This window comes from Bradyrhizobium sp. 613_E4_N2_2 (assembly GCF_052075995.1).
GTDB classification, from domain to species: domain Bacteria; phylum Pseudomonadota; class Alphaproteobacteria; order Rhizobiales; family Xanthobacteraceae; genus Bradyrhizobium; species Bradyrhizobium barranii.
Genome location: NZ_CP197234.1, coordinates 3,378,373 through 3,395,356, shown reverse-complemented (window position 1 = coordinate 3,395,356; position 16,984 = coordinate 3,378,373). Strand labels below are relative to the sequence as shown.

Here is a 16,984-nt window from a genome sequence, read left to right as displayed (position 1 = left end):
TGGCGCGCGTCTAATCCCTGGAGGTCGCCAGCTTGCTGAAGCGGCCGACCAGCCTCGCCCTGACCCGTGCAACTGTGTCCCTCGCCGCGCGGCTCAGGGCGCGGATGGCGCGCCAGGCGTCGGTTGCCTGCAGCCACGCCTTCACCTCGGAGAACTTGCCGTACGCCCAGGCGAACGCCGGAATCCGCATCAGCTTGTCGCGCGTAAGATGGAACAGGCGCTCGACCAGCACGAGCTTGAGCAATTCGCCGACGATGAAAGTCACGGCGGCGCTCACGATCTGACCTGTTGCAGCGAGGTAGGCCGCCACCGGCTTGATCGGCTCCAGAATGATCACGGGCACGGAAAACAGGGCGAGCGAGGGATAAGGGGACAGCGACCTGATCCAGGTGCGCAACCACTTGAATTCGAAATGCCGCCCAATCCAGCGCGCCATTGGCCGCGCGACGGCCATGAAGACGGCATCCACTAGGAAGTAGATGGCCGCCAGGATGTAAGTAACGGGTTTCAGGATTCGCTTCACGATACCTCTCCCGTGAAGTGAAAGTCGGAACCTGGGCCTAAGTTTCACCTTAACATGGATAGATCGGGGATTCCCGATGGAACTTTTTGGGCGCCTCAGATCTCGGCATAGACCTCCAGCAAATTGCCGTCGGGATCGCGAAAAAACAGCGTCCGGTGTCCGAATGACTGGTTCGTCGGCGGTGACAGCAGCGCCACGCCCTGCCGCACCAGTTCATCGGCACATTGATCGACCTCGGTCGCGGACACCTTGAAGGCCAGTTGCAGCGAAGCGCTGCCCGCCGGCGTCGGCGCGTCGGCCGCGGTCCGGCTCGGTCTCGCCAGCGCCAGCGTGTTGCCGCCCAGGCCGTACTCGATCCAGTTCGGCGAGAGCTCGCGCAGCAGCGGAAAGGCGAGAACGTCCTCGTAGAACCGGCGCATCACCGCCATGTCGCGCACGAAGATGACGGTGTAGTCGATCGCGCGAATGGCGTGGAAAGGGGAGCGGGTGCGCGGGTTAGGTTCGTCTGTCATTGTAGCCCTCTTCCAAACTCAGGCTCGTAGCCCGCATGGAGCGAAACGGAATGCGGGACCGGCGGCCCCGGATTGCGCTGCGCTCCATCCGGGCTACAAGGTTCAAGAATTATCGCAACAAACCACCGCTATAGCGCAGCTCGTACAGCGGCGCGCCATCATGCCGCGCGATCGTCTCGATGCCGTGGAAACGATCGAGCACCCTTTCGACCTCGTTGCGGTAAGTCATGCCGCTCTGCTCGAACAGGCGCGGTCCCCGATAAGGCTCCTCGACGCTTGCGCCCAATAGCGCCCGGCGCAGGAACTTGTAGATCTCGAGCAGCGTGGACCGATCCGTGATGTCCGCGCGGACGCCGCCGCCGTAGCTCATCGACCAGATGACACGGTCATCCCGTGACACGGTCTCTTGGCCAACGAAAAATCCCATCCCGAAATAGATATCGCGATAGGCATAAGGTGGCGCGCGATGCTCGAGCTGCTTGGAGCCGGCGAGCAGCGGCGCGGCCACGGTCGCGTCGTCGTCCAGCCCCGCATAGGTGCGCCGCTTGGCTTCGACCAGGAACGCAGCGAGATCGGGTGGAATGGACGGCATTGTCTAGTCCACCAATTCCGGCCACGGCACGATGGTCGATTTCACCGTCTTCATCGCCATCGCATCCCTCACCGCCTGCGCGACGCCCGCTTCCGTGAACGGATAGATCGTCTGCATCTTCAGCCAGGGATATTTGTCACGCGTGCGGTAGAGCATGTCGACGCCGAGCGGGAGATCATTACCGGTAAAGCCCCAGGATCCCAGCACGTTGAGGTCCTTGGTGCAGATGCGGTGCCAGGAGGTCTCGATCGAACCGGCGTCGGTGAACTGACCCATCTCGACATAGGTGCCGCCGTCGCGCAGCATCTCGATGCCTTCGGGGCCGGCGGTCGGATGTCCCGAGCAATCCATCACGAGATCGGCGCCGAAATGGCCTACGATCTCGCGCACGCGCGCGATGCGCTCCTGCGGCGATTTGATCTCCTCGATGTTGACCGTCGCCTCCGCGCCGAATTCGCGCGCGAGCTTGAGCCGCGGCTCTTCCGGCGCGCCGACGCAGATCACGCGCCCCGCTCCCATCTCCCTGGCGGCCGCGACCGCGAGAATGCCGATCGGACCCGAGCCCTGGATCACCACCGTGTCGCCCCACGAAAAACCACCGGCGCGACTGGCGCGGTTGAAGGCGCGGATGCAGGAGGTCAGCGGCTCCGAGAGCGCGCCCAGCCGCAGCGACATGTCGTCGGGCAGCTTGTAGATCTTGGTGCCCGGCAGCATCTCGAGATCGACATAGACATATTCGGCCCAGCCGCCCCACATATGCGGCGCCTTGTCGAAGCCGAGATAGCGGCCGTAATAGACCGGCGTCAGGCACTTGTTGGCGGTCTGCGGATAATGGATGCAGTAATAGCAATGGCCGCAGGGCATCAGCGGCGGGATCATCACTTTCGAGCCGACCTTCAGCGGCTTGCTCATGAAGTCCTCGGTGAATTCGTCACCGCATTCGACGACGATTCCACCAAGCTCGTGGCCGAGCGTGAACGGCCAGGGCAGCGGCTTCGGCCAATGCCCCTTGAGAATGTGCAGATCGGTCCCGCAGACGCCGCAGGCGCCGACCTTGATCAGCGCAGCCTTCCGGCCGACCTTCGGCCATGGCACGGTCTTGATGACGGGCTCCGAGCCCGGTCCTGCGTGAGTGCAGACGCGGATCTGGTCCATGGGTGTGTCCTCGCGGCCTGCTTGTTATGATTGATTGGTGCGGCCGACGATCAGCCTATGACAGCCGTGGGGCGTTGCAAATACCAAGGTGCGTACCTCAAATGCACCGGGGCAGAAGGTTCACTGTTCTCTCAACTTGCGCGAGGAGGCGCTCTCTCAAGACCTTCGCCGGTCATGCCCTGCTCGCTCAGGAGCCAAACCGCAGGACTTGCAGTTTCGCTGAACATGGTCGCCAACACGTCCAGACCGCTCGTTTCACGTTTCAGGCTGCGCACGGTCGCACGATGCACCACACGTCGAAATGCAACCGTCGGCGTCGTGTCGCGCTCGTCGCGGATCATCACCCAAGTGCTCAGCTTATCGTCGATATAGGAGACTGTGGTTCGCCTCAGGGCTTCGAGGTCAACCTCGCTGGCCTTCATCACTTCCGAGGCATCCGGATCGTCCAGCAGCGCAAGCAAGAGATGCTCCAGCGTCGCAAACTCGTGCTTTCGCGCTTTGGCGTAAGTGAGAGCCCTGTTCAGAGTCAGATCGAGCTCGCGGGTAAATCCCGAAGGCCACTTGATGCTCGCACGCGGTGGCTGAGACGAGGCCGTGTCAGACGCCGGCGGTTCGCGTCGGATCGCGGCAGCAAGCGTATTCCAGTCAGCCAAGCCAAACAGCTCGGCAGTCAGCTCAAGGCTTTCGGCGACCGAAATCTTGAGACCTTTGGAGGCGAGAGAGGCGCGCAGCGTGCGCGCCATAGCTTTAGCATCGCGAAAGTCGCGCATGGCTTACTCCTTTGCTTGAACACTTCGGGAAGCCAGTGCTTGCGTTGCTGACCCGTTGTTCGGCAAAGGGGCCAAGACGATGCATGCGATACGTTCACCATCCCGTAAAGGGTGCAAGCGGCAGGTCGTATCCACCTGAAAGAAAGGTGGCTCGACGGCCGCCAAGTGTCAATACTGACGACTCGCGCAAACCCGTAAATGCCTACACCCGGACGCTGGGTTAGGATGAGACGGCTCCTAGCCCGTATGGCGCAGCGTGGAATGCGGGACAGGCGGTCCCGGATTACGCTTACGCTCCATCCGGGCTACGATCGAGGATGATGCCGATGCTACGTGACTATCAGCCGACTGATGCGGAAGCGATCGTGCGCGTCGCTCTCGCGGCTTTCGCGCAATTCGAGCAGGATTATTCCGACTGGCCGTTGTTTACGACCCATGTCGCGAAAATGCCGGAGCTTGCCAAAACCGGCGAGATCATCGTCGCCGAGGATGGCGGCCAGATCGTCGGCGCCGTCGCCTATGTCGGTCCGCAAGCCCCGAAGCCGGCCTTCTTCGATCCGGCCTGGCCGATCATCCGCATGCTGGTGGTTGATCCGGCCGCGCGCAGCAAGGGCATCGGCCGACAATTGACCGAAGAATGCCTGCGCCGCGCCGAGCGCGACCGGTCGCCGGTCATCGCCCTGCACACAACGCCGATCATGACGGTCGCATTGCCGATGTATCAGCGGATGGGATTTACCAGGGTTCGCGAGGCGCCGGATATTCTGGGCGTGCCCTATGCGGTTTACGTCAAGGCGCTGGGGTAGGATGGCGTCGGCGTTGATTCTTTGACAGTCGTTGCGAATGACAAACTGGACGAGCCGAACCTGCGCGGCAAATGGCATCGACATCCATTATTTACGGACCGGGGACGACAAGCCTGCGCTGATTGCGCTGCATGGTCTGACCGGAAGCGGCGCCTGCTGGACACCGCTGGCGCGCGCTCTCGAGGACGGCTACGACGTCATCATGCCCTCTGCGAGAGGACATGGCGCGTCGAGCGCACCGTCCGGCGGGTATCGGTACTGCGATCTCGCAGACGACGTCATCGGCCTCATTGACGCGCTCGGGCTGACTGCCCCGATCCTGCTCGGCCATTCCATGGGCGGCATGACCGCTGCCGTGGTTGCGAGCGAGATGGGTACGGCCATTCGCAGCGTTATCCTCGCCGATCCGACCTTCCTGCCACCGGAGCGCCAGCGCGAGGTTTACGAGAGTGATGTCGCCGAGCAGCATCGCCGGCTTCTGGGGCAGGACAAGGATGAGGTACTGGCCGAGGCCCGGCGGCGGCATCCGCACCGCTCATCCGAGCTGCTTGACCTGATCGTTGATGCGCGGCTGCGGACCGAGATCAGCGCCTTCGAGGTTCTCACGCCGCCGAACCCGGATTATCGCGAGCTTGTCAAAGCCATTGCCGTGCCGAGCCTGCTTGTCATCGGAGACAATGGCGTTGTCTCCGTCGAGACGGCGCGGGAGCTGCAGGGGCTCAATCAACACCTCCGCCATGAGGTGATCGCGAATGCGGGCCATGGGTTGCCATATGACAAGCCGGATGAGTTTGCTGCGGTGGTCAGGTCGTTTCTGGCGACGGAGATCGCGTGACGCGCTGCTTCGTAGCCCGCATGGAGCTCTGCGGAATGCGGGGTCGGCGGTCCCGGGTTGCGGGCTACGGACATACACCCAAGTGTCTTGAGCGGCCGGCGGCGAACGTGTAAGGCCCGAACAGTCCCACCCAGGTGATCGCTTGAACCCCCTTCCCCAAAATCCTGTTGTCGCGTCCGGATCGTTCGCGGCGATGAAGTCGGTGCCGTACCGGCTCCAGTTCATCGCCTACGTGCTGGCGATGATGGCGGACAACATCGAGCATGTGATCAGCTATTGGGTGGTGTTCCAAAAATTCCATTCGCCGACGCTGGGGGGCTTTGCCGTGCTGTCGCACTGGCTGCCGTTCCTGCTGTTCTCGGTCGCGGTCGGCGGGCTCGCCGACCGGTTCGATCCGCGGCGCATCATCCAATGCGGCATGCTGCTGTTCATCGTGGCCTCGGCCGGATGGGGCTTCTTCTTCATCACCGACACCATCCAGATGTGGCACGCGATGTTGCTGCTGGTGATCCACGGCTGCGCCGGCGTGCTGTGGCAGACGCCGAACCAGCTTCTGCTCTACGACCTCGTCGGTCCCGCGGATCTTCCGAGCGCGGTGCGCCTGAATGCGATGGCGCGCTATCTCGGCATCCTGGTCGGACCTGCCGTCGGCGGCGTCATCATGCTCACGCTGGGCACCTCGCACGGCATCATCTTCAACACGCTGTTCTACCTGCCGATGCTGCTGTGGCTGTTCTGGGCGCCGGTGCGCGACAAGAGCGTCGCGGTGCGGCGCTTCGCCATGCGCGGCCTTGCCGACATCGTGCTGACGATGCGTGCCATCGGCACGCAACCGGTGCTGACCGCAATGACGTGGCTCGCCGGCCTCACCTCCTTCATGATCGGCAACGCCTATCACGCCCAGATGCCGGGCTTTGCCGGCGATCTCGGCCACGGCGATCCCGGCGTCTCCTACAGCGTTCTGCTCGCGGCCGACGCCGCAGGTGCACTGCTCGCCGGCATCGCGCTGGAATCATGGGGACGGTTGAAGGGCACGCCGCGCACCGCGATCATGCTCGCCATGCTGTGGAGCGTGGCGCTGCTCGGCTTCGCCGCGGTGCGGATCTATCCGGTCGCGATCGTGCTGCTGTTCTTTGCCGGCTTCTTCGAGCTGTCCTTCAACACCATGGCGCAGGCGCTGGTGCAGTTGAACGCACCGCACGACATCCGCGGCCGCGTCGTGGGTCTTTACAACATGGCCGGCCTCGGCATGCGGGCCTTCAGTGGCATCACCGTCGGCCTGTTCGGCGCGGCGATCGGCATTCACTGGTCGCTCGGGCTCTCGGCCGCGGTGCTGCTGGCGCTGCTGTGCCTTCTCTACGGACGCGCGACGAGGAAGACAGCCGGTTGACTCTCGTCCCTCTCCACCGCACCTTCGAGAGAGGGCTTGGGGAGATGAGACGTTGCGCAATCGCTGGGGCATTCTTGCGATCCTGTTCGTCGTGCGCCTCACCATCGCGTTCCAGTTCCAGAGCGTGGCCGCTGTCGCGCCGTTGCTGCAACAGACTTTTGGCGTCGGGCTCGCCGATATCGGCATCCTGATCGGACTCTATTTCACCCCCGGCATCGTGCTGGCGCTGCCGGGCGGCGCGATCGGCCGGACTCTTGGCGACAAGCCGACGACGATCGCAGCGCTGCTGCTGATGACCGCGGGCAGCCTCGTCATGGCCACCACCGACATCTGGGGCTGGCAGATGGCGGGGCGGCTCGTCTCCGGCGCCGGCGGCGTGCTGCTGACGGTGCAGCTCACCAAGATGGGCACCGACTGGTTCGCCGGGAAGGAGATCGCGACCGCGATGGCGATCTTCGTCAACTCCTGGCCGGCCGGCGTCGCGATCTCGCTGCTGGTGCTGCCGGCGATCGGCACGGCCTATGGCGCGAGCGCGGTGTTCCTGGCGGCGGGCGCACTCACGGCCATCGGTATTGTGCTGGTCACGCTCTATCAGTCGCCGCCGGGTGCCACAGTCAGCGCGGCCGGCCCAGGCCGGCTCGATCCCCTCGCGCTGCTGGCGGTGATCGTCGCGGGCCTGATCTGGGGACTCTTTAATGTCGGCTTCGCCATGATCTTCTCGTTCGGCCCCTCCCTGCTCGCCGAGCGCGGCTGGAGCATTGCGGCGGCAGGCTCCGCGATCAGCCTCGTGATGTGGCTGTCGGTGATCTCGGTGCCGGCAGGCGGCTATCTCGCCGACCGCTTCAAGCGTCCGCTCACGCTCGCGACCGCAGCCAGCCTCATCGTGGCCGGGCTGCTGGCCTGGTTGCCGCGATCGGATGCGGTGATCACGGTCCTCGTCCTGATCGGCCTGATCGGCGGCCATCCGGCCGGCCCGATCATGAGCCTGGCCGCCCGCGTGCTCGCGCCGGAAACAAGGGCGATCGGCATGGGCGTGTTCTACACTCTCTTCTATGCCGCGATGATGCTGGGACCGGCGGTCGCCGGCCGGCTGGCCAAATCGGCCGGGACGGCCGCGGTGGCACTCGACCTCGGCGCGCTGACGGTGCTGGCCTGCCCGCCGCTGATGTGGCTTTTCGAGCGCATTGTGTCTGTCCGTAATCGACGCGCCCAATCCTAACGCGGCGTTAACCCTGTGCACCTTAGGGTCGTCCCGGACTCCGCCAGGCGGGGGGTCGGGTTGTGAAAATGGCGTTGGCGAACAAAAAATTTCTTCCGGCCGCCGAGGAACGACGGCGTTTCCAGCGGGTGAAGGTTCACCTGCTCGGCCGCTACATGCTGCCGGACCGCCGGGAATTCCCCTGCCAGGTGATCAACATGTCGCCGGGCGGACTGGCGCTTCTGGCCCCCGGCATCGGCAATGTCGGCGACCGCGTGGTCGCCTATCTCGACCATATTGGGCGGGTCGAGGGCAAGATCACCCGCATCATCGACAACGGTTTCGCCATGACGGTCGGGGCGACGCCCCGCAAGCGCGACAAGCTGGCGGCCCAGCTCACCTGGCTTGCCAACCGCGACATCCTCAATCTGCCGGAGGATCGCCGCCACGACCGTATCGTGCCGCGCAACCCGATCGCGGTGCTGACGCTCGAGGACGGCACCAAGATGACCTGCCGCATCATCGACCTCTCGCTGTCCGGTGCCGCCATTGCCGCGGAGAACCGCCCGCCGGTGAAATCGATCGTGCTGCTCGGCCGGGTCCAGGGCCGCGTGGTCCGAAACCTCGAGGACGGCTTCGCGCTGGAGTTCATGCACGAGCAGCCGATAGAGACTCTCGAAGAGAGCGTTACCGCGCGGTAAAGCGCAAGGACGCTAAAACGCCTGTATTTCCAGCCCTGAAGGCGGCCTCCGCGATGCGGACGCCGCCTTTTTCGTGTCCGGCGACCGCCTCGCGCGGGTTAACGCGAGGGCTGCGAGCGCGTGCAAACAACAGTTCCGCCAGCGTTTCCGCGTTAATAGATAAAATTTGAATCAATTGAAGTCATTTCAAATCTTAGTCGAATTCGATTCAAGTATAGATCGAATTAATCGCGCCTTTTACTTGTATTCGTCTCGACTTGACTTGGCCGACTTAGCGGCAACTCAAAAGCTCCATGCGAAATGTGGTCCCAACAAGAAACGGGGGCCGCAATGTTGGACTTCAGGGGACAGGGGAAAGGGCTGGCACTGGCTGCCATGCTCTTCGGGATCAGCGCGGCAGCGCAGGCCGGCGAAGGCCGCCTGCTCTACGCGAGCCTCGGCGACACCACGCGTGCGCCGATCGGCTGGGTCGAGTTCTGTGCGGATAATGCCGCTCAGTGCCAGGGCGCGCCGACGCAACCGCGCGACATCGTGATGTCGCAGGCCGCATGGCGCGACCTCGTCAAGGTCAATCGCTGGGTCAACGAGACCGTCAAGCCTTTGACCGACCAGGAGCACTGGGGCGTGATCGAGAAGTGGTCGCTGCCGACCGACGGTTACGGCGATTGTGAAGACTACGTGCTGCTGAAGCGCAAGATGCTGATCGATGCCGGATGGCCGCGCGAGGCCCTGCTCATCACCGTCGTGCGGGACAAGAAGGGCGAAGGACACGCGGTGCTGACGGTGAAGACCGACAAGGGCGAGTTCGTTCTCGACAATCAGAACGAGAACGTCGTTGCCTGGACGGAGACCGGCTACCGCTTCGTCAAGCGCCAGTCACAGAGCGACCCCAATGTCTGGGTCTCGCTCGGCGACACCAAGCCGGCGGTCTCCACCGCCAGCGCCAAGAACTAGCAGTCAGGAAAACGAGTTACGCGGCCCGGTCACATCCCCACCCCTCCCCGTCCCAGACCGGTTCGCGCGCGGCCAGCCATCCCCCAATGGCTGGCCGCAACTTTTTTTGGGGCGAGCAATCAGCCCTGCGACGACCAGGGCACGCGCGCGGCGGTGAAATCGCGCCACGTGCGTTGCAAAGCGGGCTGCACGCCGATCGATGCACGTGCCTGCCAGCCGGCGATCGCCGCAGCCGCGACGGCGCTGTCGGGTTCAGTACCGAGCCCATCGAGCAGCGATGCCGTGACCGCCATATCGTTGAATGCGCCAAGCTCCTCCTGCAAGGCTGCGAGCCTGCGCGAGAAACGTCGCGCCGACTTGCGATCCTCGTACAGCGGCAGCAGGAACTCGCTGAGATAGCGCAGCCGCTTGGTCGCGAGCCGCACCCGGTGCAGCTCCTCGGCGGGAAGCGACTTGAAGCGGCGGCCACGCTTGAGCACCTTGGCGTATTGCTCCGACAAGATGCGTCGCGCGAAATCGACGGCAGGTTCGGCGAGCTGGCCGAGATCTTCGGCGGCAACGTCGTTGCGCCAGCCTCGCGTCTCGATCCAGTTTCCGAGGCCGATCAGGAACACGGCGCAGCGGCGATCGTCGAGCGCATCATGCGCCTTGCGATAGGCGTCCGACTGGCGCTCGGCCGCAGCCCGGCCCAGCGCATCGAAGCCGGCGACCAATGGACAGGCCAGTGCGATCGTCGGCAAGGTATCGAGCTGGAACACGTCCCAATCACGGGCGGCGGACAGGTCTTGCGCCAGCCATTTGACCTCCGACCGCAGCGCGTCGAGATTGCTGAGCGCGCCGACCGATCGCATCAGGTCGAGCGCCGATCGCAGCCGGCGCAGCGAGACGCGGAGTTGATGCACGCCTTCCGGGTTGCGCCCGTCCTCGGCGGCCGGCAGCGACTGAAGCAGATGGAGGAAGCAGGAGCGCAGGATCGTCGCGAAGGCCTCGTCGAGCGTGACCGACGCATCGAGGCGAAGTTTTCGCGGACGACGTGCCGGGGGCGGCTCATCGGCGGCAAGATCAAAGCCGCGCGCCGACTTGGTACGGATGGACGGCTTGACCGCGCCCTGCTCCGCGAGCCGCAGCGCGACCTCGTAGATCGTGCTGGCGCTGCCGCTCTTCAGCTCAAGCTCGATCTCGCTCACCGGTAGCGTGCGATCGCCAGCCGTCAGCTCGCCTTGATCGAAGGCGATTTCGACCGTGCCGGACGGCAAGTCGATCATCCTCGCATGACGACGGATGTTAGCTGTGAAGACGGCTTCGAGCGGCTGCGCCAAGAGGTGGCTACGAAGCTCCTCCGGAATGAAGGGCATCGCCAGAGCGAGATCGGGCGCAAGCGACGACACGCTCGCCTCCCACTCGCCACGGCGCAGCGGATCGTCCGCAGCGTCCGTCTTCACGGTCTGCACGAAGCGCGCGCCGCTCTGGCGGACGCGCAGGCTGAGGCCATTGCGCCGAAGCAGGCGCTCGGCCGTGTCGTAATAGACCGACTTGAGATGCTTGCGCGTGCCCTTGTTGCGCGCATTGGCCGTGATGACCGGCGCGGCGTTGAAATGCGCCATGCGAGCGGCATCGACGAGCAGCTTGAGCTCGATCTCACCGGCGGGACGCGCAGCAGTGCCGGACTGGGCTGGCTCCGGTGCAGGCGTCGTGTCTTGCGATGGCGTCTGATCAATCACAGCGCCCTCGACGATCGCATGTTCCGGGTCGGGCTCGGCTGCGTCACGTTGCCTGAGGAAGCCGGCGACGACTTGCGTTCTCTTGTTCCTGTCCTTGAGGACAGGATTCCCATCCGGCGCGCTCATGGTTTTGCGAGCCGGTGTAGCGTCTGATTTCAACATTTCCGGTGACATGACAGTTTGATGACAGAGCGCAGCATATAGCTCGTCAGGCCCGCAAGGAATAGCAACGTTACGTCGCAACGCATCATCGTCCACATGCGCCATGCGCGACGCTAAAGATCGGGCAGGACTGTCATAATTCGTCCGGCGTGACGAATTAAATTGCCGCCGCGTACAGTAAGTGATCGAATTGATAGCGAATCTCGGCGTTCTCGAAACCGAGATGAACGCGTCAGCGAGCTTGACTCATGCTAGCAGAAAAATTCTTTCTGGTTTTGGAGACGCTCAGAAGTCACGCCTCCGATGGTGACAGGCCGGAGATTGTGACAAGCCCCGCGCGGCCTCCTGCGCTCCCCGAGATCGCAAAAGGCTCTCGACCAGGAAAGCCGGTTCCTGACGAGCGCGACTAGAAGCGATTGAATTTCGCGGGCTCACACCTGCCCAGCGCGCATCAATGCGCGAGCCTGTTCTTGTAGATCCTGCCGTCCTTCATGATCACCACAAAATTCTTCGCGGGATCTTCGACAAGCTTGATGTCGTCGAGCGGATTGCCGTCGACCAGCAGGAGATCGGCGAGCGCGCCCTCCTCGACCACGCCGAGCTTGCCGGGATAGGGATTGCGCAGGCCCGACAGGCTCAAGAGTTCAGCGTTGGTCGACGTCGCCATCGTCAGCGCTTCGGCCGGCGTGTACCAGCGCGTCAGTGCGGCCAGCATCGAGCCCTGCTTGTCCGCCAATGCCTTCGAGAACAGGACGTCAGTGCCGAACGCGGTCTTGATCTTGTACTTCTTCGCCAGCGCATAGACGCGGTCAGTGCCGGCAACGACCTGCCGCATCTTGTCCTGCTCCGACGGTCCCAGCGCCGCGGCGCCGGAGATATCAAGGAATGGTTGCGTGCTCAGCCAGACGCCCTTCTCCGCGATCAGCTTCGCGCTCGCCTCATCCATGAGATGTCCGTGCTCGATGCATCTCACGCCGGCCGCGATCGAGCGCTGGATCGCGACCGACGTATAGGCGTGCGTGGCGACATAGGTGCCCCAATTGTCCGCGGCCTCGACAGCGGCGCGCAGCTCGGGCTCGGTGAAGGTGGAGACATCGAGCGGACTGAAGGGCGATGCGACGCCGCCGCCCGCCGTGAGCTTGACCTGCGACGCGCCTTGCATCAGTTGCTCGCGCGCGCGCACGCGCACCTCGTCGGGGCTGTCGGCAACCATGCTGCCGCCGATCAGCTCCATGCGGCTGAGCATTCCGCCGATCGTGCGCGGCAGATCGGAGAGCTGCCGGAAGTCGCCATGACCGCTGGTGACGGTGATGATGGCACCGGACGGATAGATGCGGGGTCCGGCGACGAGATCCTCGTCGATGGCCTGCTTGAGGCCGAAGCTCGGTCCGCCCATGTCGCGTATGGTGGTAAAGCCGCGCATCAGCGTCGCCGTCGCCTCACTGGCGGCGAGCAAATTGTTGTAGCCGATATCGCCTGCGAGGGCTGCCATCGGCGTCGGACGCACCAGCATCGCGTGCCAGTGTGCGTCGATCAGTCCCGGCATCAGCACGCGGCCGCCGCCGTCGATCACCTGACCGGTGGCCGCGATATCGGCGGTCGAAATCTTCTCGATCTTCCTGTTCCTGATCAGGACGTTGGACGCGGCCGAGAGCGTGGCATTCTTTCCGTCGAAGATCCGAACGTTGCGGAACAGGACGGCGGAGTCCTGCTGGGCTCGTAAGGGCAACGGGCTGCCGAGGCTTCCAATCGACACAAGCAATGCGGCGGCTCTGAAGAGTCCGGCCGGCGTGGTCCAACCCCACATGTCCAATCTCCACGCAGATCCGGGCGAACGCCAGCCAGCTGACGCCGCGCGATGCAGCTATGGATTGATGCCTGCAAACCGCATCGAGTCAATTTGCAACCACAGGGAGGTTTTGCAAATCAGCCATACGGAGCGAAGAGAAGCGTCCCCATCAAGTTGGATAGGCAAATGGGTAAGTGCACCTGTCGCACTCGCGTCGAACTCAAATTAAAACGCACTATCGATTTCGACCCGCCAGCAACGGTAGATTGCAACTTTCTCGCTCGGGAGTACGATCCTGCGCGGTCTACGCGACTTGAGCCGCTGGGCAGGAGGGCTTGCGGTCGTCTGTAGAATTCAAATGACGAGGCGTAACATGGTGGCGCAAACGAGTGACGGACGCATCCTGCTGGCCAAGAAGCTCGGCGGGCTCATCGCAATCATCTTGGGATGCCTGCTGACGGCCGTAGGCGTGACGTTCGAATACAGCGGCATGACTTTCGTCGGCGTGTTGTTGCTCGTCCTCGGAGCCGTCCTGCTGGTGCTCAAGATCATGAGGCGAAATCAGGAACGTCCGTTCTGACAGACGGCAGGCGGTCACACGCCCAGCACGTCGGCGAGCCGCAACTCGTCGGCGGCGGGATCCTTCAAGAACAGCTCGGCCTCGATCTCGTCCAGATGTGACAGCATCTGCACGCGCGCAGCCTGCTTGTCGCGCTTGCGGATCGCGGCGACGATGCCGGCGTGATGATCGGTGCCACAGGCCGGCGTGTCGTGGCGGCGGTAGAGCAGGATGATGAGCGAGGAGCGCGCGATCAGCTCTTTCAGGAAGCCAAGATAGATGCTGTGGCCGCTCATCTCGGCGACGAGACGGTGAAACTCGCCGGAGAGCCGGACCGAGGCGCGCGCGTCACCGCGCAGCTCCGCCTCGCGCTCCTCGGCGAGATGCTGCTGGAGGCGGTCGATCCAGGCCGGTGACACCGCATCGATCGCGTGATCGACGATGGTTGGCTCGATCAGGCGGCGCGCCTCGAACACTTCACGGGCATCGCCCGGCGTCGGCCGCGCGACGAAGGCACCGCGGTTCTTCTCGATGTTGACGATGCCCTCATGCGCAAGCTGCTGGAGCGCTGTGCGGACCAGCGTGCGGCTCGCGCCGTAGATCTCGCCGATCTCGTCCTCGCCGAGCTTCGTGCCCGGCAGCAGGCGATGCTCGAGGATCGCGGCGGTCACCCCCTCCCTGATACGGCTGACGCGATCGTTCGCATCTGGCGCGTCGGATTTCGGGTGAGTCTTGGCGGCCATGGGTCTGAGGGCTCGATCGGCGACGTTCGGCCTTGAATGTTAGTCGACGACCTGTATCCAATCACAGGCGAAAGTTTATACAATCCGCGCCCGTTTTGTGTGCAGCGAGGCAGACGGGCGCTGGGACGGCCGAAGGCGGCGGATTCGATCTAACGACCTGACTCTGCTGCACAGTTCTGGAATTCAGCCGGCCAAGGGCGGTTGGCACGGACCTTGCGGAGAGACGGGAGCATCGCCCCTCCCTTGGACACGCCATGGCCACTCCCGCCGCTCTCGAACTGGTCGCCGTCACCAAGCGCTACGACACGACACTGGCGGTCGACACCGTCAATTTGAAGATTCCGGCCGGGACCTATTGCTGCCTGCTCGGCCCCTCCGGCTGCGGCAAGACCTCGACCTTGCGGATGATCGCGGGCCATGAGGCGGTCAGCAAAGGCGACATCATTCTCGGTGCGCAGAACGTGACCGACCTCGAGCCCGCCAAGCGCGGCACGGCGATGATGTTCCAGTCCTACGCGCTGTTTCCGCATCTGACCGTGCTCGACAATGTGGCGTTTGCGCTCAAAATGCGAGGCGTCGACCGCGCGACCAGGCACAGGCGCGCCGGCGAATTGCTCGAGCTGGTGGCGATGACACCCTATGCGGGCCGGCTCCCGGCCCAACTCTCCGGCGGCCAGCAGCAGCGCGTGGCGCTGGCTCGCGCACTGATCACCGAGCCGCAGATCCTGCTGCTCGACGAGCCGCTCTCCGCGCTCGATCCGTTCCTGCGGGTGAGGATGCGCGGCGAGTTGAAGCGCCTTCAGCGCGAGCTCGGCATCAGCTTCATCCAGGTCACCCACGGCCAGGAAGAAGCGATGGCGCTCGCCGACCACATCGTGGTGATGAACCAGGGCAGGATCGAACAGCAAGGCACCGCGCGCGAGATCTTCCACCGCCCCCGCACCGAATTCGTGGCGCGCTTCATCGGCGGCCACAACGTCCTCAGCGACGCCGGAAACCTCATCGCCGTGCGCGCCGATCAGCTCGGCATCGCGCCGTTCGCCGAGGGCGCGTTCGGCGCGCCGGCGCTGCTGACCCAGACCGAGTACCAGGGCTCCTACATCGCCGTCTCGCTCACGCTCGACGACGGCACCGCCCTGTTCTCCCACCTCCCCGAGGCCGCCTTCGACGTCCACCCGTTCCGTCCGGGCGATCGCGTGCTGGCCACCTGGGATCCCGCCAAGGCGCAACGCCTGCAATAGCGCCGATCGATCACTGGAATGCGCAACAGAGGAGTGACTGATATGACCGAGACCACCAGGACGAAGGGCGTCAGCCGCCGCACGCTGCTCAAGGGCACCGCAGGTCTCGCGGGCCTCGCCGCCGGCTCCGGCGCCATCACCGGCTTTCCCTATGTGAAGTCGGCCGATGCGAAGGTGCTGCGCTATCTCGGCACCGCCGTGAACGAGGGCGACGACATCTCCAAGCAGTGCCTCAAGGACACCGGCATCAAGATCGAATACATCACCGCGACCACCGACGACGTCACCAAGCGCGTGATGACCCAGCCCAACTCCTTCGACGTGCTGGACACCGAATATTTCTCGCTGAAGAAGATCGTGCCGTCGGGCAACATCCTTGCCCTCGATGCCAAGAAGATCAAGGAATTCGACAACATCACGCCGGTCTTCACCAAGGGCGAGACGCCCGGCGGCAAGAAGATCGGCGGCCAGGGCACGGCGCCCTGGAAGGTGCTCTATCTCGAAGGCAAGGACTCCAAGAAGTTCGCGACGTCGGCGACCGAGTTCGTCACGCTGATCCCGACCGTCTACAACGCCGACACGCTCGGCATTCGTCCCGACCTGATCAAGCGCCCGATCAGCTCGTGGTCCGAGCTGCTCAATCCCGAATTCAAGGGCAAGGCCTCGATCCTCAACATCCCCTCGATCGGCATCATGGATGCCGCGATGGTCGTGGAAGCCACCGGCAAGTACAAATATGCCGACAAGGGCAACATGACCAAGGAAGAGATCGATCTCACCATGAAGGTGATGACCGAAGCCAAGAAGGCGGGACAATTCCGCGCCTTCTGGAAGGACTTCAACGAGAGCGTCAACCTGATGGCGTCAGGTGAGACTGTGATCCAGTCGATGTGGTCGCCGGCAGTGACGAAGGTCCGCTCGATGGGCATCCCCTGCACCTTCCAGCCGCTGAAGGAAGGCTATCGCTCCTGGGCCTCGGGCTTCTGCGTCTCCAAGGGCGTCTCGGGTGCGAAGCTCGAATGGGCCTATGAGTTCGTGAACTGGTTCCTGTCCGGCTATGCCGGTGCCTATCTCAACCGCCAGGGCTACTACTCCGCCGTGCTCTCGACCGCGAAGGCGCACATGGAGCCGTACGAGTGGGCGTACTGGATGGAAGGCAAGCCGGCCGAGAAGGACATCAAGGCGCCCGACGGCTCGCTGCTCGAGAAGGCCGGCGCGGTACGCGACGGCGGCTCCTACGAGGACCGCATGGGCGGCGTCGCCTGCTGGAACGCCGTGATGGACGAGAACGACTACATGGTCCGCAAGTGGAACGAGTTCATCGCGGCCTAAC

At 63.9% G+C, this 16,984-nt stretch carries 17 protein-coding genes; 9 read left to right on the top strand and 8 right to left on the bottom strand.

The genetic code is table 11. The annotated features are described in order from the left end of the window. Positions 1–10: 10 nt before the first annotated feature. From AB7290_RS16005 to AB7290_RS15985, 5 genes are all read right to left on the bottom strand, one after another. Entirely contained in the window at positions 11–523 is a 513-nt protein-coding gene (locus tag AB7290_RS16005) for a hypothetical protein (protein ID WP_085398442.1), read from the bottom strand. 95 nt (positions 524–618) lie between these two features. Then, positions 619–1,035 (bottom strand): VOC family protein, encoded by a 417-nt coding sequence (locus AB7290_RS16000; RefSeq protein WP_085398443.1) that lies wholly within the window; start codon positions 1,033–1,035, stop codon positions 619–621. A gap of 109 nt (positions 1,036–1,144) precedes the next feature. Continuing rightward, positions 1,145–1,627: a DUF5680 domain-containing protein gene (locus tag AB7290_RS15995; protein ID WP_354114801.1), complete on the bottom strand. Its 483-nt coding sequence runs from the start codon at positions 1,625–1,627 to the stop codon at positions 1,145–1,147. Between the two features lie 3 nt (positions 1,628–1,630). After that, positions 1,631–2,782: a zinc-binding dehydrogenase gene (locus tag AB7290_RS15990; RefSeq protein WP_085398445.1), complete on the bottom strand. Its 1,152-nt coding sequence runs from the start codon at positions 2,780–2,782 to the stop codon at positions 1,631–1,633. 131 nt (positions 2,783–2,913) lie between these two features. Continuing rightward, on the bottom strand, positions 2,914–3,552 hold the full coding sequence (locus AB7290_RS15985) for a Clp protease N-terminal domain-containing protein (protein WP_085398446.1): 639 nt from the start codon (positions 3,550–3,552) through the stop codon (positions 2,914–2,916). 326 nt (positions 3,553–3,878) lie between these two features. Between AB7290_RS15985 and AB7290_RS15980 the strand changes: the two genes are divergently transcribed. The 6 genes from AB7290_RS15980 to AB7290_RS15955 all read left to right on the top strand — a co-directional run bounded on the left by AB7290_RS15980 (position 3,879) and on the right by AB7290_RS15955 (position 9,436). Beyond that, complete coding sequence (locus tag AB7290_RS15980; protein WP_085398449.1) at positions 3,879–4,358, top strand: GNAT family N-acetyltransferase; 480 nt, start codon at positions 3,879–3,881, stop codon at positions 4,356–4,358. Between the two features lie 37 nt (positions 4,359–4,395). Then, on the top strand, positions 4,396–5,193 hold the full coding sequence (locus AB7290_RS15975) for an alpha/beta fold hydrolase (protein WP_085398447.1): 798 nt from the start codon (positions 4,396–4,398) through the stop codon (positions 5,191–5,193). Between the two features lie 142 nt (positions 5,194–5,335). After that, positions 5,336–6,583, top strand: a complete 1,248-nt coding sequence (locus AB7290_RS15970) for an MFS transporter (RefSeq protein WP_256376483.1) — start codon at positions 5,336–5,338, stop codon at positions 6,581–6,583. Positions 6,584–6,635: 52 nt separating this feature from the next. After that, positions 6,636–7,802 (top strand): MFS transporter, encoded by a 1,167-nt coding sequence (locus AB7290_RS15965; RefSeq protein WP_135216644.1) that lies wholly within the window; start codon positions 6,636–6,638, stop codon positions 7,800–7,802. Between the two features lie 68 nt (positions 7,803–7,870). Beyond that, positions 7,871–8,482: a PilZ domain-containing protein gene (locus tag AB7290_RS15960; RefSeq protein ID WP_063982484.1), complete on the top strand. Its 612-nt coding sequence runs from the start codon at positions 7,871–7,873 to the stop codon at positions 8,480–8,482. A gap of 330 nt (positions 8,483–8,812) precedes the next feature. Next, on the top strand, positions 8,813–9,436 hold the full coding sequence (locus tag AB7290_RS15955) for a transglutaminase-like cysteine peptidase (protein ID WP_028154093.1): 624 nt from the start codon (positions 8,813–8,815) through the stop codon (positions 9,434–9,436). Between the two features lie 119 nt (positions 9,437–9,555). Here AB7290_RS15955 and AB7290_RS15950 read toward each other — a convergent pair whose 3' ends face one another. Continuing rightward, positions 9,556–11,319 carry a CYTH and CHAD domain-containing protein gene (locus tag AB7290_RS15950; RefSeq protein ID WP_085398688.1) on the bottom strand — a complete coding sequence of 588 codons (1,764 nt, stop codon included), beginning with the start codon at positions 11,317–11,319 and terminating at the stop codon, positions 9,556–9,558. Positions 11,320–11,770: 451 nt separating this feature from the next. Then, on the bottom strand, positions 11,771–13,126 hold the full coding sequence (locus AB7290_RS15945) for a metal-dependent hydrolase family protein (RefSeq protein WP_071912614.1): 1,356 nt from the start codon (positions 13,124–13,126) through the stop codon (positions 11,771–11,773). A 355-nt stretch (positions 13,127–13,481) separates the two neighbouring features. Here AB7290_RS15945 and AB7290_RS15940 point away from each other — a divergent pair, with 355 nt between their 5' ends. Continuing rightward, positions 13,482–13,688 carry a hypothetical protein gene (locus tag AB7290_RS15940; protein ID WP_063982481.1) on the top strand — a complete coding sequence of 69 codons (207 nt, stop codon included), beginning with the start codon at positions 13,482–13,484 and terminating at the stop codon, positions 13,686–13,688. Between the two features lie 14 nt (positions 13,689–13,702). Here AB7290_RS15940 and AB7290_RS15935 read toward each other — a convergent pair whose 3' ends face one another. Next, complete coding sequence (locus AB7290_RS15935) at positions 13,703–14,410, bottom strand: GntR family transcriptional regulator (protein WP_085398689.1); 708 nt, start codon at positions 14,408–14,410, stop codon at positions 13,703–13,705. A 254-nt stretch (positions 14,411–14,664) separates the two neighbouring features. Between AB7290_RS15935 and AB7290_RS15930 the strand changes: the two genes are divergently transcribed. Both AB7290_RS15930 and AB7290_RS15925 read left to right on the top strand, forming a co-directional pair. Continuing rightward, positions 14,665–15,651 carry an ABC transporter ATP-binding protein gene (locus AB7290_RS15930; protein WP_063982479.1) on the top strand — a complete coding sequence of 329 codons (987 nt, stop codon included), beginning with the start codon at positions 14,665–14,667 and terminating at the stop codon, positions 15,649–15,651. A gap of 42 nt (positions 15,652–15,693) precedes the next feature. Continuing rightward, the gene (locus AB7290_RS15925) at positions 15,694–16,983 is read left to right on the top strand and encodes an ABC transporter substrate-binding protein (RefSeq protein WP_028150047.1); all 1,290 of its coding nucleotides are present in this window, start codon (positions 15,694–15,696) and stop codon (positions 16,981–16,983) included. Position 16,984 lies beyond the last annotated feature (1 nt).

Coding starts and splice junctions, on each gene's coding strand:
- AB7290_RS15955 (WP_028154093.1), top strand. CDS start 8,813: ATGTTGGACTTCAGGGGACAGGGGAAAGGGCTGGCACTGGCTGCCATG.
- AB7290_RS15930 (WP_063982479.1), top strand. CDS start 14,665: ATGGCCACTCCCGCCGCTCTCGAACTGGTCGCCGTCACCAAGCGCTAC.
- AB7290_RS15990 (WP_085398445.1), bottom strand. CDS start 2,782: ATGGACCAGATCCGCGTCTGCACTCACGCAGGACCGGGCTCGGAGCCC.
- AB7290_RS15925 (WP_028150047.1), top strand. CDS start 15,694: ATGACCGAGACCACCAGGACGAAGGGCGTCAGCCGCCGCACGCTGCTC.
- AB7290_RS15995 (WP_354114801.1), bottom strand. CDS start 1,627: ATGCCGTCCATTCCACCCGATCTCGCTGCGTTCCTGGTCGAAGCCAAG.
- AB7290_RS15940 (WP_063982481.1), top strand. CDS start 13,482: ATGGTGGCGCAAACGAGTGACGGACGCATCCTGCTGGCCAAGAAGCTC.
- AB7290_RS15945 (WP_071912614.1), bottom strand. CDS start 13,126: ATGTGGGGTTGGACCACGCCGGCCGGACTCTTCAGAGCCGCCGCATTG.
- AB7290_RS15950 (WP_085398688.1), bottom strand. CDS start 11,319: ATGTTGAAATCAGACGCTACACCGGCTCGCAAAACCATGAGCGCGCCG.
- AB7290_RS15980 (WP_085398449.1), top strand. CDS start 3,879: ATGCTACGTGACTATCAGCCGACTGATGCGGAAGCGATCGTGCGCGTC.
- AB7290_RS15960 (WP_063982484.1), top strand. CDS start 7,871: ATGGCGTTGGCGAACAAAAAATTTCTTCCGGCCGCCGAGGAACGACGG.
- AB7290_RS15935 (WP_085398689.1), bottom strand. CDS start 14,410: ATGGCCGCCAAGACTCACCCGAAATCCGACGCGCCAGATGCGAACGAT.
- AB7290_RS15975 (WP_085398447.1), top strand. CDS start 4,396: ATGACAAACTGGACGAGCCGAACCTGCGCGGCAAATGGCATCGACATC.
- AB7290_RS16000 (WP_085398443.1), bottom strand. CDS start 1,035: ATGACAGACGAACCTAACCCGCGCACCCGCTCCCCTTTCCACGCCATT.
- AB7290_RS15985 (WP_085398446.1), bottom strand. CDS start 3,552: ATGCGCGACTTTCGCGATGCTAAAGCTATGGCGCGCACGCTGCGCGCC.